Genomic DNA, 12,944 nt, shown 5'->3' with positions numbered 1-12,944 from the left:
ATTACTTACTCGAACCAATGGGCTCGGGCGGCCATGATCAGCTTGCCGGCACGCTCTTCATCGATGCCGTCTATGTCGAGCAGATCGTCTATCGACTGCTCGGCCAGGTCTTCGCGGGTGATGACTCCCCGCACGGCCAACTCGACCGCCAGTTCTTTATCCATGCCATCGAGTGCCAGCAGATCTTCAGCCGGCTGAGCATCCGCAAGCTTCTCCTCGTTGGCGATGGCCTTGGTCAGCAGGCGATCTTTGGCCCGCGTACGCAGCTCATTGACGATGTCTTCGTCGAAGCCTTCGATGCCAAGCATTTCCTCCATGGGGACATAGGCAATCTCTTCGAGGGAGGTGAAGCCCTCTTCAACCAGCACCTGCGCCAGCTCTTCGTCAACGTCAAGCTCGTCGATGAAGTTGCGCAGGATGTCGCCAGTTTCTTCCTGCTGTTTGGCCTGGATGTCCGCTTCGGTCATGACATTGAGCGTCCAACCAGTCAGCTGACTGGCCAGCCGAACGTTCTGACCGCCACGGCCGATCGCTTGCGCCAGATTATCCTCGGCGACTGCGATATCCATCGCATGGGCATCTTCGTCGACGATGATCGCCGCAACTTCAGCAGGCGCCATCGCGTTGATGACCAGCTGCGCGGGGTTCTCGTCCCAGAGGACGATATCCACTCGCTCGCCACCAATTTCGCCGGAGACTGCCTGTACGCGCGAACCACGCATACCGATGCAGGCGCCCTGCGGATCGATGCGCTTGTCCTTGGAGCGAACGGCGATCTTGGCCCGCGAGCCAGGATCACGAGACGCACCCATGACCTCGATGAGGCCCTCGGCAATTTCCGGTACTTCAATACGGAACAGCTCGATCAGCATCTGCGGCGCGGTACGCGACAGAATCAGCTGCGGCCCACGATTCTCGGTGCGGATCTCCTTGAGCAGCGCGCGGACACGAGCACCAACGCGGAAGGTCTCACGCGCGATGATGTCTTCTCGGGCAAGCAATGCTTCGGCGTTGTTGCCCAGATCGACGATTACGCTGTCGCGGGTAACTTTTTTGACCGTACCGGAAATGATCTCGCCCAAACGATCGCGGTAGGCTTCTACCACCTGCGCGCGCTCGGCCTCGCGGACCTTCTGCACGATCACCTGTTTGGCGGTCTGCGCGGCGATACGGCCGAATTCGATCGACTCGATCTTCTCTTCGAACACATCTCCGAGCTTGGCGTCAGGATTGCGTTCCTGAGCCTGATCCAGAGCCAGCTGATGGGCTGGATCATCGAAATGCTCATCATCGACCACGGTCCAGCGACGGAACGTTTCGTAACTGCCGTTCTGGCGATTGATTTCCACACGCAGATCAACTTCGTCTTCGTAACGCTTCTTGGTAGCCGTGGCCAAGGCCAGCTCCAGCGCTTCGAAAATCACACTAGCCGGTACGCCCTTTTCATTGGACACCGACTCCACAACCAGCAGTACTTCTTTGCTCATCGTACGCCTCGCCTTTCGCAATCCATTGGGGTCCGCGGGATCCGTTCTCAGTCAAAACGGGGAATGATGTTGGCCTTATCGATCATGTCGATCGGCAGCAGATACTCATGGTCATCTACCAGCACCACGACATCCTGCTCTTCCACCCCACGGAGAAGACCCTGGAAATTGCGCCTGCCCTCGAAGGGCGAGCGCAGCTTTATTTTTACCTGATCACCGACATGGGCGGTGTACTGCTCAATGGTGAACAGGGGCCGATCCATACCGGGAGAAGAAACCTCAAGGGTGTAATCCACACTGATCGGATCTTCCACGTCGAGCACACCACTCAATTGACGGCTGACCTTCTCGCAGTCGTCGATGAGGATGCCATCGGCATGGTCGATATAGACTCGCAGCAGTGAATGCCGCCCCTGGGAAATGAACTCAATACCCCAGCACTGATAGCCAAGCGCCTCAACCACCGGGGCCAACAAGGCCTGCAACTGTTCTAGCTTGCTCGACATCGAAGTCCCTCGCGCATGCTGTACAAATGAAAAATGGGCGAAACGCCCATCCCTTTGACCGCCTGTAAATGCCGGCGACCTGGCCTCAAGCTAATAAAAAGCCCCTGTACAGGGGCTCTTTATTGACTGGTTGCGGGGGCTGGATTTGAACCAACGACCTTCGGGTTATGAGCCCGACGAGCTACCAGACTGCTCCACCCCGCGTCAAACTGGGCACGAATTATACGACTCGCGCCTAATACAGGTCAACTTAAAACCCTTAAAACACAAGAAAGCCCGCACTAGGCGGGCCTGCTTGTTTGGTACCGAGGAGGGGACTCGAACCCCTACAGCCTATGGCCACTACCACCTCAAGGTAGCGTGTCTACCAATTCCACCACCTCGGCAAAAAGCTTATTGCCCTTTTTCTACCTCAGGCAGATCACTAGCAGTATCTGCCGGCTTGCGCTGCTCGAGCACAGGCACATCTTCTACCGCTGGCTTGCTGACCGGGACTTCCAGTACCGCTGGATCCGGCAACCCCGCCTGAGACAACTGATCAGCCTGCTGCTTCGCGAAGAACGCCAAGCCGAGACTAGTCACGAAAAAAACGCCGGCAAGTATAGCAGTAAGACGACTCAAAAAGGTAGCAGAACCTTGGCTTCCGAAAACAGTTGCCGAAGCACCCGAACCAAAAGAAGCACCAGCATCCGCACCCTTGCCCTGCTGCAGAAGCACCAGCGCAACAACACCCAGAGCAACCAGCAGATGCACCACAATCACGACAGTCTGCAACATCTGATCAGTTCCCCGCGGCGCGACAGATCGCACCAAATTCATTCGCTTTCAGAGAGGCCCCACCAACCAGCCCCCCGTCAATATCCGCCATTGAGAACAGCTCAGCGGCGTTGTCCGCCTTGACGCTACCGCCGTACAAAAGCCTAACGCCTGCGGCGACTTGGCGATCTTGACGCGACAGCTGCTCGCGTATGGCAGCATGTACTTCCTGGGCCTGCTCAGGGGTCGCGGTCAAGCCACTACCAATCGCCCAAACAGGCTCGTAAGCGATGACCGCCGATTCGAAAACTGCAATACCATGATCATCCAGCACTTGCGCCAACTGGCGCCCGACCACTTCCAGCGTCCGACCAGCCTCACGCTCCTCGAGCGTTTCACCCAAACACAGCACAGGTTTCAAACCACCTACCTGCGCCGCCAAAAACTTGCGACTGACCACTTCATCCGTCTCACCTAGAACCAGGCGACGCTCCGAGTGACCAACCAGAACCCACTCACAACCAACCTCAGCAAACTGCTCGGCTGACACTTCGCCGGTCAGCGCCCCGAAGCCGTTCTGCGCTGCACAGTCCTGGGCTCCGACGGCAACATGCTTGCTATCGACACCACCCAAAACCTGAGCGACATGCAGACAGGAGGGGAACACCGCAATCTCGACACTTACAGGCAATGCCTGCATACGGAGAGACTCGATAAGCTCTGCGACGCTAGCGCGGGTACCGTTCATCTTCCAGTTACCAGCTACCATGGGGCGACGCATGCTTTACCTCATCGGTCAAAGTGGGCGCAGATGTTACTCAACAGAAAACGCTCTGGCAAGCGCGATTACGCACAAACTTCAGTAACGATCTTGGCGAGCTCTTCTGCCATACCCCGCACCTGAGTTTCGTCATCGCCCTCGACCATCACCCGCACCAGCGGCTCGGTCCCGGACTTGCGCAGAAGCACCCTACCTCGCCCCGCCATACGCTCGGTAACACTGTCGCAAGCAGCCTGCACGCTCGGATGGGATATGGGATCCCGATCCCCGGAGAAACGCACATTGATCAGCACCTGAGGACACTTGTGCCACGCCAACCGCTCCTGGGCGAGTGTTTGCCCGCGTCGACGAAGCGCCAGAACCACCTGCAAAGCCGCAATAATCGCATCGCCCGTAGTAGTGTGCTGCGCACAAACGATATGCCCGGAGTTCTCGCCACCCAGAACCCATGAGCGATCGAGCATTTCCGCAATCACATAGCGATCGCCAACCTTTGCCCGAGTGAACGGGATGTCGCGCGCCTTGAGAGCAAGCTCGAGCCCGAGGTTACTCATTAGCGTGCCCACCACTCCGCCGGAAAGCCGATCGCGCTCCTGCAGATCGGTTGCGATGATGTAAAGCAGTTCGTCGCCATCAACCACGGCGCCGGTGTGATCGACCATCATCACCCGATCACCATCGCCATCGAAGGCGATGCCAAGATCCGCCCCATGATCGACGACCGCCTTCTGCAGCTGACCGACATGAGTGGATCCAACATCGGCATTGATATTCAGACCGTCCGGCTGCGCACCTATCACGACCACTTCGGCACCCAGCTCACGGAATACGCTGGGTGCAACCTTGTAGGTCGCACCATGTGCGCAGTCGATCACCAGCTTCAGCCCGGAGAAATCCGTGCTGGTCGGCACGCTGCTCTTGCAGAATTCGATGTAACGCCCTGCCGCATCATTGATACGCGACGCCTTGCCCAGCTGGGCCGACTCGACCACGGTCATCGGCGCATCGATCAACTCCTCGATCATCAGCTCAACTTCATCGGGAAGCTTGGTGCCGCGACCGGAAAAAAACTTGATTCCGTTATCGTGATGCGGATTGTGCGAGGCACTGATCACGATGCCCGCCTCAGCATGGAAGGTACGCGTCAGATAGGCGACTGCGGGTGTCGGCATAGGCCCAAGCAAGAGTACGTCCGCGCCAGCTGCGGACAATCCCGCCTGCAATGCTGACTCGAACATGTAGCCCGAGATACGCGTGTCCTTGCCAATAAGAATCCGGCACTTTCCCTGTTTGCGAAAGGCCATGCCAGCTGCCCATCCCAGTTTGAGCATGAAGTCCGGAGTGATCGGAGCCTGCCCGACGTGCCCACGGATACCATCGGTGCCGAAATACTTTCTAGTCATGGTGTCTTCCCTATTCCGCCGCCTGCACTGCAGCAATCATTCGAACTACATCAACCGTCTCGGCGACATCGTGAACGCGAACTATCCGAGCGCCTTTGCTCACTGCCAGTGCAGCAAGCGCCAAACTGCCGTACAAGCGCTGATCAACCGGGCGCCCCAAAACCGCCCCCACCATGCTCTTGCGAGACACGCCGACCAGCAACGGACGACCGAGACGGTGAAGCGCCTCCATATGCCGGAACAGCACCAGATTATGGGTCAGCGTCTTGGCAAACCCGAAGCCGGGATCAAGAACTATCCGTTCGAGCGGGATACCAACGGCGGCACAGGCCGCCATGCGCTGCTCGAGAAAGGAACAGACCTCGGACGTGACATCTTCGTAATGCGGATCGACCTGCATGTCACCCGGCTCACCTCGCATGTGCATCAGGCAGACTGGCAAGCCGGTGTCAGCAGCTGCGTCCAGCGCACCATCGCGCTGCAACGAGCGCACATCATTGATCAGTCCGGCACCCAGGCGAGCGCTTTCGCGAATAACCGCGGGAGTGGAAGTATCCACTGAAACCACCACGTCCAGTTCGCGAGCGACCGCCTCAACGATTGGCGCCACCCGTTCCAGCTCCTCGGTCGGCGACACGGCGCGCGCACCCGGGCGCGTGGACTCACCACCAACGTCGATCAGCGTAGCCCCGGCTGCAGCCATGGCCTCCGCGTGCCGAAGAGCGGCATCAAGCCCGGCGAAGCGACCACCATCGGAGAAGGAATCGGGAGTGACGTTGAGAATCCCCATCACATGCGGACGGGATAGATCAAGAACCCGGCTGCCACACACCAGCCGAGAGGGAGAAAACGAATCTATCATTCACAAGCCTTGAGCGTTCAGGCCGGACGCTCTAAACGGGCGTCCATCCGATTGCACCACCATGGCACAACGGGGTGAACAATTTACACCAGAAGGGGCGCCTATGCGCCCCTTCTGGTTACAGCCATCTACTCTGCAAGCGGCAAACCCGCAGGACGGCGATCTCAGTGCTCGCCAGCCGGCCCACCGATAGGGGTTTGCGGACGACTGTCATCTGGAACGACCGGCGTGCCGGAAGCTCCCGAGCCGCCTTCCCAATCACGCGGCTCACGCGGCGTACGCCCAGCCATGATGTCGTCGATCTGCGGCGCATCGATGGTTTCGTACTTCATCAGCGCCTCAGCCATCATGTCCAGCTTGTCGCGGTTGTCGGTCAGGATCTGCTTGGCTGTGCCATAGCAGTGATCGATGATGCTGCGTACTTCCTCATCGATCAGCCTGGCCGTCTCTCCAGAGACGTTGGAGTGCTGACTGCCGGCGCTGCGACCGAGAAAGACCTCGCCTTCCTCTTCGGCATACATCAACGGCCCGAGCTTTTCCGACAACCCCCACTTGGTGACCATGTTCCGCGCCAATTGCGTGGCGCGCATGATGTCGTTCGACGCACCAGTAGTGACACCTTCGAAACCCAGCGTCATCTCTTCAGCGATCCGGCCACCAAACAGCGAACATATCTGACTGATTAGCGCCCGCTTCGACAGGCTGTAGCGATCCTCTTCCGGCAGGAACATGGTGACGCCCAGCGCCCGCCCACGGGGAATGATGGAAACCTTGTACACCGGGTCGTGCTCAGGCACCACACGACCGACGATGGCATGGCCGGCCTCGTGATAGGCCGTATTGAGCTTCTCCTTTTCGGACATGACCATGGATTTGCGCTCGGCGCCCATCATGATCTTGTCCTTGGCCAGTTCGAACTCGCGCATTTCCACGATGCGCTTGTTGGAGCGCGCAGCGAACAATGATGCCTCGTTCACCAGGTTGGCCAGATCGGCACCGGAGAAACCCGGAGTACCACGGGCAATCACCGCAGGCTCGACGTTCTCGCTTATCGGAACCTTGCGCATGTGCACCTTGAGAATCTGCTCACGGCCACGAATGTCCGGCAGACCGACTACAACCTGGCGATCGAAACGACCTGGGCGCAACAATGCCGGATCCAGCACATCGGGACGGTTGGTCGCAGCAATGACGATGATGCCGTCATTCATCTCGAAGCCGTCCATTTCGACCAGCAGCTGGTTCAGCGTCTGCTCGCGCTCATCGTGCCCACCGCCGAGGCCGGCGCCACGATGACGGCCGACGGCGTCGATCTCGTCGATGAAGATGATGCACGGCGCGTGCTTCTTAGCCTGCTCGAACATGTCGCGTACGCGGCTGGCGCCGACACCGACGAACATTTCCACGAAGTCCGAGCCGGAAATGGTGAAGAACGGCACCTTGGCCTCGCCGGCGATAGCCTTGGCCAGCAGGGTCTTGCCAGTACCGGGCGGGCCAACCATCAGCACGCCGCGTGGAATGCGGCCACCCAGACGCTGGAATTTGCCCGGATCACGGAGGAACTCGACCAATTCGTGCACTTCTTCCTTGGCCTCATCACAGCCGGCCACGTCAGCAAAAGTGGTCTTGACCTGATCTTCCGAGAGCAGGCGCGCCTTGCTCTTGCCGAAGCTCATGGGACCACCTTTACCACCCGCGCCACCCTGCATCTGGCGCATGAAGAACATGAACACCGCAATGATCACGAGAATCGGAAAGCTCGCCACCAGCAGCTGAGTCCAGATGCTCTGCTGTTCGGGCTGCTTGCCTTCGATCAGCACGTTGTTGTCGAGCAGATCGCCGATCAGGCCATTGTCCTGAATTGCCGGACGAATGGTCTTGAAGGTATCGCCCTCGCTGCGCTTGCCGATGATGACGAAGCCGTCGACCGTTACGCGTTCGACGCGCCCCTGCTTGACCTGCTCGAGGAAATCCGAGTAGTTCAGCGTCTGCGGCTCGCTCGGGCTGGAGAAGTTGTTCATCACCGTGACCAGGACGGCGGCGATGATCAGCCACAAGATCAGGTTTTTTGCCATGTCGTTCAAATTAACTACCCTCTGGAGCAAACCCGTTGTCTGCGGGCCCGCATGACGGCCGATTGGTTGCTCGGCCTAACTTACTACACAACGCACTGAAACTGGCAGCCGGTCTGTAACCCTATGAAACAGCGTAGCCCTTGTCCTGCGCGGCCGTCCATTCGACTGAAGCCTGTCCCGATAGACCGCGAAACCCGGCGTTCTGCACCGCACGCAACGCCTCCACTACAAACTACTATCGAACTGACGCGTACAGCGGAGCACGTTCAAGAATCGAAATGAATGGCTTCGCGCCCTTAAACACCACAGCAATTAAGCATTCTTACACCGATATTGGGGCCACGCTGGAAATCACAAGGCCCATGCCTTACTCGCCGAATACGCCGTCTCGCATATGCGCAGCGCCAAGCTAACCGTGCGCTGCGCCAGGGCAGACCAGCTGACACCGGAATGTGCCCGGCCGATGCCTCCGCTGGGCGACCTTTAACCTGTCGGGTACACTAGCCGCCATTTTCAAGGCTTCTGACGCAAGGGTCGAAATATGCCGCTCACCAACGAGCAAAAGAAACAGTACAAATCCATCGGTCACCACCTGAAGCCGGTTCTGATCGTGGCCGATAACGGTTTGACCGAAGGCGTTCAAGCCGAGCTCGAGCGAGCCTTGAATGATCATGAACTGATCAAGATCCAGTTCCGCATCACCGAGCGAGAGGACCGCCGCGCCCTGATGGAAGAACTGTGCAAGATCGCAAAGTGCGAATTGGTGCAGGCAATCGGCAAGATGGCACTGGTGTATCGCAAAAACCCGAAACCGAACAAGCAACTGTCCAACATTCACCGCTTCCAGGCTTGAAATCGCTGCGGCAGACCGAGGTCTGCCGCGCAAGGTCAGTGCTCGCGCCCCGGAGCCGGCTGCAAGACCAGCATCAAGCCACACAGCGCCATGACCAAATAGCTGAAGCTGGCCCAGTAGAGCGATTCGAACCAACCCGCCTGCATCAGCAATTGACTACCCGCCAGCAGCCCCACCGCCAGCAACAGTTGCCCCCGCACATCGCGCCACAAGCCGCGCAGCCCCGTCACCTGAACCAGCACCAGCGCCTGTAGCGCACTACAGAACGCAGCGAAGCCGACGAGCAATGGCTTCAGGCTGCCTGCGATTTCCTCGACCAACAACGGCGCCAGTCCGATACGCCCGAGGGCAGGCAAGACCATGAACTGCAGCAGCCACAGGCCGCCAACCCAGAACGTCTGGGCCAGCTGCCAAGTGATGATGCCGGCCCGTGCGGGCTGCCGATCAGATATGACGGACCTCGACAATCTCGTACTCGATCAGCCCGCTGGGCGTTTTGACGGCCACAACGTCGCCTTCTTCCTTGCCAATCAACGCGCGCGCAATCGGCGAACTTACCGACAGCTTGCCCTGCTTGATATCGGCTTCATCGTCGCCGACGATCTGATAAGTCACCTGCTCGTCGGTTTCGACGTTGGCGATATCCACCGTGGTGCCGAAAATCACTTTGCCGGTGGGCGTGATGTTGGCGATATCGATGACCTGAGCGTTCTGCAGGCGGCCCTCGATGTCGCGGATACGCGCCTCGACCATACCCTGCTGCTCGCGCGCGGCATGGTACTCGGCGTTTTCCTTGAGATCACCCAGCTCCCGCGCCTCGGCGATTGCCTGAGTGATCTGTGGTCGCAGCACGGTCTTCAGATGCTTGAGTTCGTCTTCCAGGGCGCGAGCGCCCTGGATGGTCATTGGGAATTTTGTCATGCCTTGATTCCTGCATGGAGATCCTGTAGCCGGCGCACGGTCTTCTCGGGACCAAACTTGAGCGCCTCACAGATCGCCTGACCGCCCGCGATGGTGGTGGTGATGCAGATCTTGTGCTGCAGGGCGTTGCGACGAATGGAATACGAATCGGCGATGGATTGACGCCCCTCGGTGGTGTTGATGACCAAGGTGACTTCGTCATTCTTGATCATGTCGACCACATGAGGACGACCTTCGGTCACCTTATTCACGCGACGCACCGGCAGCCCTGCCGCTTCGATGATGCGCGCAGTACCGGCGGTAGCCACCACTTCGAAACCGAGGCCGACCAGATCGCGGGCCACCTGTTCGACGTAGGGCTTGTCGTCTTCACGCACACTGAGGAACGCGCAGCCTGAGGTCGGCAGGATTTCGCTGGCTCCCAGCTGAGCCTTGGCGAACGCTTCGGCGAAGCTGTCGCCGACACCCATCACCTCACCGGTGGACTTCATTTCCGGGCCAAGAATGGTATCGACGCCAGGGAACTTGGCGAACGGGAATACCGCTTCCTTGACGCTGTAGTAGGTCGGGATGATTTCGCGAGTGAAGCCGATTTCCTTGAGCGTCTTGCCCGCCATCACGCGCGCCGCGACCTTGGCCAGCGATTCGCCGATGCACTTGGATACGAATGGCACGGTACGCGAAGCACGCGGATTGACCTCGAGCACGTAGATGTCCTCGCCCTGCACGGCCATCTGCACGTTCATCAGGCCGATCACGTCGAGCTCCAGGGCCATCTTGCGCACCTGATCGCGGATCTCGTCCTGAATGTGCTGCGGCAGCGAGTAGGCCGGCAACGAACACGCCGAGTCGCCGGAGTGAACACCGGCCTGCTCGATGTGCTGCATGATGCCGCCGATGACGACATCGGTACCGTCGCACACGGCGTCGATATCCACTTCAATGGCGCAGTTGAGGAAGTGATCCAGCAGCACCGGGCTGTCGTTGGACACCTGCACCGCTTCACGCATGTAGCGCTTGAGCTCTTCTTCCTCGTAGACGATCTCCATCGCGCGGCCGCCCAGCACGTAGGACGGACGCACCACCAGCGGATAACCGATCGCCTTGGAGGCGGCGATGGCTTCTTCTTCGCTGCGCGCGGTGGCGTTCTGCGGCTGGCGCAGATTCAGACGCTGCACCATCTGCTGGAAACGCTCACGGTCTTCAGCGCGGTCGATCGCGTCCGGACTGGTACCGATGATCGGCACGCCCGCCTCTTCCAGCGCACGGCAGATTTTCAGCGGGGTCTGGCCGCCGTACTGCACGATCACGCCCTTGGGCTGCTCGACACGGACGATTTCCAGTACGTCTTCCAGGGTTACCGGTTCGAAGTACAGGCGATCCGAGGTGTCGTAATCGGTGGAGACGGTTTCCGGGTTGCAGTTGACCATGATGGTCTCGTAACCGTCCTCACGCATCGCCAGCGCGGCGTGCACGCAGCAATAGTCGAACTCGATACCCTGGCCGATACGGTTGGGCCCACCGCCGAGGATCATGATTTTCTCGCGGCTCGACGGGTTGGCCTCGCACTCTTCCTCGTAGGTCGAATACATGTAAGCCGTGTCGGTGGCGAACTCGGCGGCGCAGGTATCGACGCGCTTATAGACCGGCAGCACCTTGAGCTTGTGGCGGTGGCTGCGCAGGTTCTTCTCGGTGACGCCCAGCAGCTTGGCCAGACGCGCATCGGAGAAACCCTTGCGCTTGAGCTTGTACATCAGATCACGGTCGATACTGGACAGACCCAGTGTCTTGACGTGTTCCTCGTCCCTGACCAGATCCTCGATCTGCACCAGGAACCACTCGTCAATCCGGGTCAGCTCGAACACTTCGGCGACCGTTTTACCGGCACGGAACGCATCGGCAACGAACCAGATGCGATCGGCGCCCGGCACGGTCAGCTCGCGCTTGAGAGTGCTCTCAGCTTCGGCATCAGCCAGATTCAGCTTCGGATCGAAACCGGTAGCACCAACTTCCAGACCACGCAGGGCTTTCTGCATGGACTCCTGGAAGGTGCGGCCGATGGCCATTACTTCACCGACCGACTTCATCTGGGTGGTCAGGCGGGCATCAGCCTTGGGGAATTTCTCGAAGGCGAAACGCGGGATCTTGGTAACGACATAGTCGATGGCCGGCTCGAACGATGCCGGGGTGCGACCACCAGTGATGTCGTTGGACAGTTCGTCGAGGGTATAACCCACAGCCAGCTTCGCCGCGATCTTGGCGATCGGGAAGCCCGTGGCCTTGGAAGCCAGTGCCGAAGAACGCGACACCCGCGGATTCATCTCGATCACCACCATGCGCCCGGTGTTCGGGCAGATGCCGAACTGCACGTTGGAGCCGCCGGTTTCCACGCCGATCTCGCGCAGCACCGCCAAGGAGGCGTTACGCAGGATCTGGTATTCCTTGTCGGTCAGGGTCTGCGCCGGGGCGACAGTGATGGAGTCGCCGGTGTGCACGCCCATCGGATCGAAGTTTTCGATGGAGCAGACGATGATGCAGTTGTCCTTCTTGTCGCGGACCACTTCCATCTCGTATTCCTTCCAGCCGATCAGCGACTCGTCGATCAGCAGCTCACTGGTCGGTGACAGATCGAGGCCGCGGGCACAGATCTCTTCGAACTCTTCACGGTTGTAGGCGATGCCGCCGCCGGTGCCGCCCATGGTGAACGACGGACGGATGATGCAGGGGAAGCCGACCTTGTCGAGGACGCCATAGGCTTCTTCCATGTTGTGCGCGATGCCGGATACCGGACAGGCCAGGCCGATGTCCTTCATCGCCTTGTCGAAGCGCGAACGATCTTCGGCTTTGTCGATGGTGTCGGCATTGGCGCCGATCATTTCGACGCCGAACTTCGCCAGCACGCCATGCTTTTCCAGGTCCAGTGCGCAGTTCAGCGCGGTCTGGCCACCCATGGTCGGCAGCAGCGCGTCAGGGCGCTCCTTTTCGATGATCTTGGCCACAGTGGCCCACTTGATCGGCTCGATGTAGGTGGCATCCGCCATCGACGGGTCGGTCATGATGGTGGCCGGGTTGGAGTTCACCAGGATGACGCGGAAGCCTTCCTCCTTCAGCGCCTTGCAAGCCTGAGCACCGGAGTAATCGAACTCGCAGGCCTGGCCAATGACGATGGGGCCGGCGCCGAGGATGAGGATGCTTTTGATATCTGTACGTTTTGGCATTTTCGTTACTCGAATCCTTAGGTCAGTCGGCGAGTCATCTTTAGAGTTACTGCGCGCCGCCTGGGCTGCGTTGCGCGGTCTC

General features: G+C 59.3%; 11 protein-coding genes and 2 tRNA genes. 1 reads left to right on the top strand and 12 read right to left on the bottom strand.

Annotation, left to right across the window (positions count from 1 at the left end):
• Positions 1-5: 5 nt before the first annotated feature.
• The 9 genes from nusA to ftsH form a co-directional block, all read right to left on the bottom strand.
• Positions 6-1,487 (bottom strand): transcription termination factor NusA, encoded by a 1,482-nt coding sequence (gene nusA, locus BHD08_RS21360; RefSeq protein ID WP_015275887.1) that lies wholly within the window; start codon positions 1,485-1,487, stop codon positions 6-8.
• Between the two features lie 47 nt (positions 1,488-1,534).
• Positions 1,535-1,993, bottom strand: a complete 459-nt coding sequence (gene rimP / locus BHD08_RS21355; RefSeq protein ID WP_015275886.1) for a ribosome maturation factor RimP — start codon at positions 1,991-1,993, stop codon at positions 1,535-1,537.
• 127 nt (positions 1,994-2,120) lie between these two features.
• Positions 2,121-2,197 (bottom strand) — tRNA-Met (locus tag BHD08_RS21350).
• Positions 2,198-2,293: 96 nt separating this feature from the next.
• A tRNA-Leu gene (locus BHD08_RS21345) sits at positions 2,294-2,379 on the bottom strand.
• Positions 2,380-2,386: 7 nt separating this feature from the next.
• The gene (gene secG, locus BHD08_RS21340; protein ID WP_041756478.1) at positions 2,387-2,770 is read right to left on the bottom strand and encodes a preprotein translocase subunit SecG; all 384 of its coding nucleotides are present in this window, start codon (positions 2,768-2,770) and stop codon (positions 2,387-2,389) included.
• A 4-nt stretch (positions 2,771-2,774) separates the two neighbouring features.
• Complete coding sequence (gene tpiA, locus BHD08_RS21335; RefSeq protein ID WP_125024827.1) at positions 2,775-3,530, bottom strand: triose-phosphate isomerase; 756 nt, start codon at positions 3,528-3,530, stop codon at positions 2,775-2,777.
• A gap of 65 nt (positions 3,531-3,595) precedes the next feature.
• On the bottom strand, positions 3,596-4,933 hold the full coding sequence (gene glmM, locus BHD08_RS21330; protein WP_015275884.1) for a phosphoglucosamine mutase: 1,338 nt from the start codon (positions 4,931-4,933) through the stop codon (positions 3,596-3,598).
• Between the two features lie 10 nt (positions 4,934-4,943).
• On the bottom strand, positions 4,944-5,795 hold the full coding sequence (gene folP / locus BHD08_RS21325; protein WP_015275883.1) for a dihydropteroate synthase: 852 nt from the start codon (positions 5,793-5,795) through the stop codon (positions 4,944-4,946).
• Between the two features lie 164 nt (positions 5,796-5,959).
• Entirely contained in the window at positions 5,960-7,870 is a 1,911-nt protein-coding gene (gene ftsH / locus BHD08_RS21320; RefSeq protein ID WP_041756476.1) for an ATP-dependent zinc metalloprotease FtsH, read from the bottom strand.
• Positions 7,871-8,411: 541 nt separating this feature from the next.
• On the opposite strand from ftsH, the gene BHD08_RS21315 reads away from it, so the two are divergent.
• On the top strand, positions 8,412-8,723 hold the full coding sequence (locus BHD08_RS21315; protein ID WP_015275881.1) for a YhbY family RNA-binding protein: 312 nt from the start codon (positions 8,412-8,414) through the stop codon (positions 8,721-8,723).
• 35 nt (positions 8,724-8,758) lie between these two features.
• On the opposite strand, the gene BHD08_RS23095 is transcribed toward BHD08_RS21315, so the two are convergent.
• Genes BHD08_RS23095 through carB form a run of 3 tightly spaced genes read right to left on the bottom strand, consistent with a single transcriptional unit; the run spans position 8,759 to position 12,862 of the window.
• Complete coding sequence (locus BHD08_RS23095; RefSeq protein WP_177412707.1) at positions 8,759-9,190, bottom strand: DUF4149 domain-containing protein; 432 nt, start codon at positions 9,188-9,190, stop codon at positions 8,759-8,761.
• On the bottom strand, positions 9,168-9,644 hold the full coding sequence (gene greA / locus BHD08_RS21305) for a transcription elongation factor GreA (RefSeq protein ID WP_015275879.1): 477 nt from the start codon (positions 9,642-9,644) through the stop codon (positions 9,168-9,170). The genes BHD08_RS23095 and greA overlap by 23 nt, the downstream gene beginning before the upstream one ends.
• Positions 9,641-12,862, bottom strand: coding sequence for a carbamoyl-phosphate synthase large subunit (gene carB / locus BHD08_RS21300; RefSeq protein ID WP_015275878.1), 3,222 nt, complete (start codon positions 12,860-12,862; stop codon positions 9,641-9,643). The genes greA and carB overlap by 4 nt, the downstream gene beginning before the upstream one ends.
• Between the last annotated feature and the right edge of the window lie 82 nt (positions 12,863-12,944).

Origin of the sequence: Pseudomonas sp. SCT (assembly GCF_003864275.1) — a bacterium.
In the GTDB taxonomy this organism is placed as follows: Bacteria; Pseudomonadota; Gammaproteobacteria; order Pseudomonadales; family Pseudomonadaceae; genus Stutzerimonas; species Stutzerimonas stutzeri_AE.
Note: the sequence above shows the minus strand (reverse complement) of the source record. Positions and strands in the feature narration are given on the sequence as shown.

Bases quoted from the DNA above. Each gene is read 5' to 3' on its own strand.
- nusA (WP_015275887.1), bottom strand. From the start codon at position 1,487: ATGAGCAAAGAAGTACTGCTGGTTGTGGAGTCGGTGTCCAATGAAAAG.
- rimP (WP_015275886.1), bottom strand. From the start codon at position 1,993: ATGTCGAGCAAGCTAGAACAGTTGCAGGCCTTGTTGGCCCCGGTGGTT.
- secG (WP_041756478.1), bottom strand. From the start codon at position 2,770: ATGTTGCAGACTGTCGTGATTGTGGTGCATCTGCTGGTTGCTCTGGGT.
- tpiA (WP_125024827.1), bottom strand. From the start codon at position 3,530: ATGCGTCGCCCCATGGTAGCTGGTAACTGGAAGATGAACGGTACCCGC.
- glmM (WP_015275884.1), bottom strand. From the start codon at position 4,933: ATGACTAGAAAGTATTTCGGCACCGATGGTATCCGTGGGCACGTCGGG.
- folP (WP_015275883.1), bottom strand. From the start codon at position 5,795: ATGATAGATTCGTTTTCTCCCTCTCGGCTGGTGTGTGGCAGCCGGGTT.
- ftsH (WP_041756476.1), bottom strand. From the start codon at position 7,870: ATGGCAAAAAACCTGATCTTGTGGCTGATCATCGCCGCCGTCCTGGTC.
- BHD08_RS21315 (WP_015275881.1), top strand. From the start codon at position 8,412: ATGCCGCTCACCAACGAGCAAAAGAAACAGTACAAATCCATCGGTCAC.
- greA (WP_015275879.1), bottom strand. From the start codon at position 9,644: ATGACAAAATTCCCAATGACCATCCAGGGCGCTCGCGCCCTGGAAGAC.
- carB (WP_015275878.1), bottom strand. From the start codon at position 12,862: ATGCCAAAACGTACAGATATCAAAAGCATCCTCATCCTCGGCGCCGGC.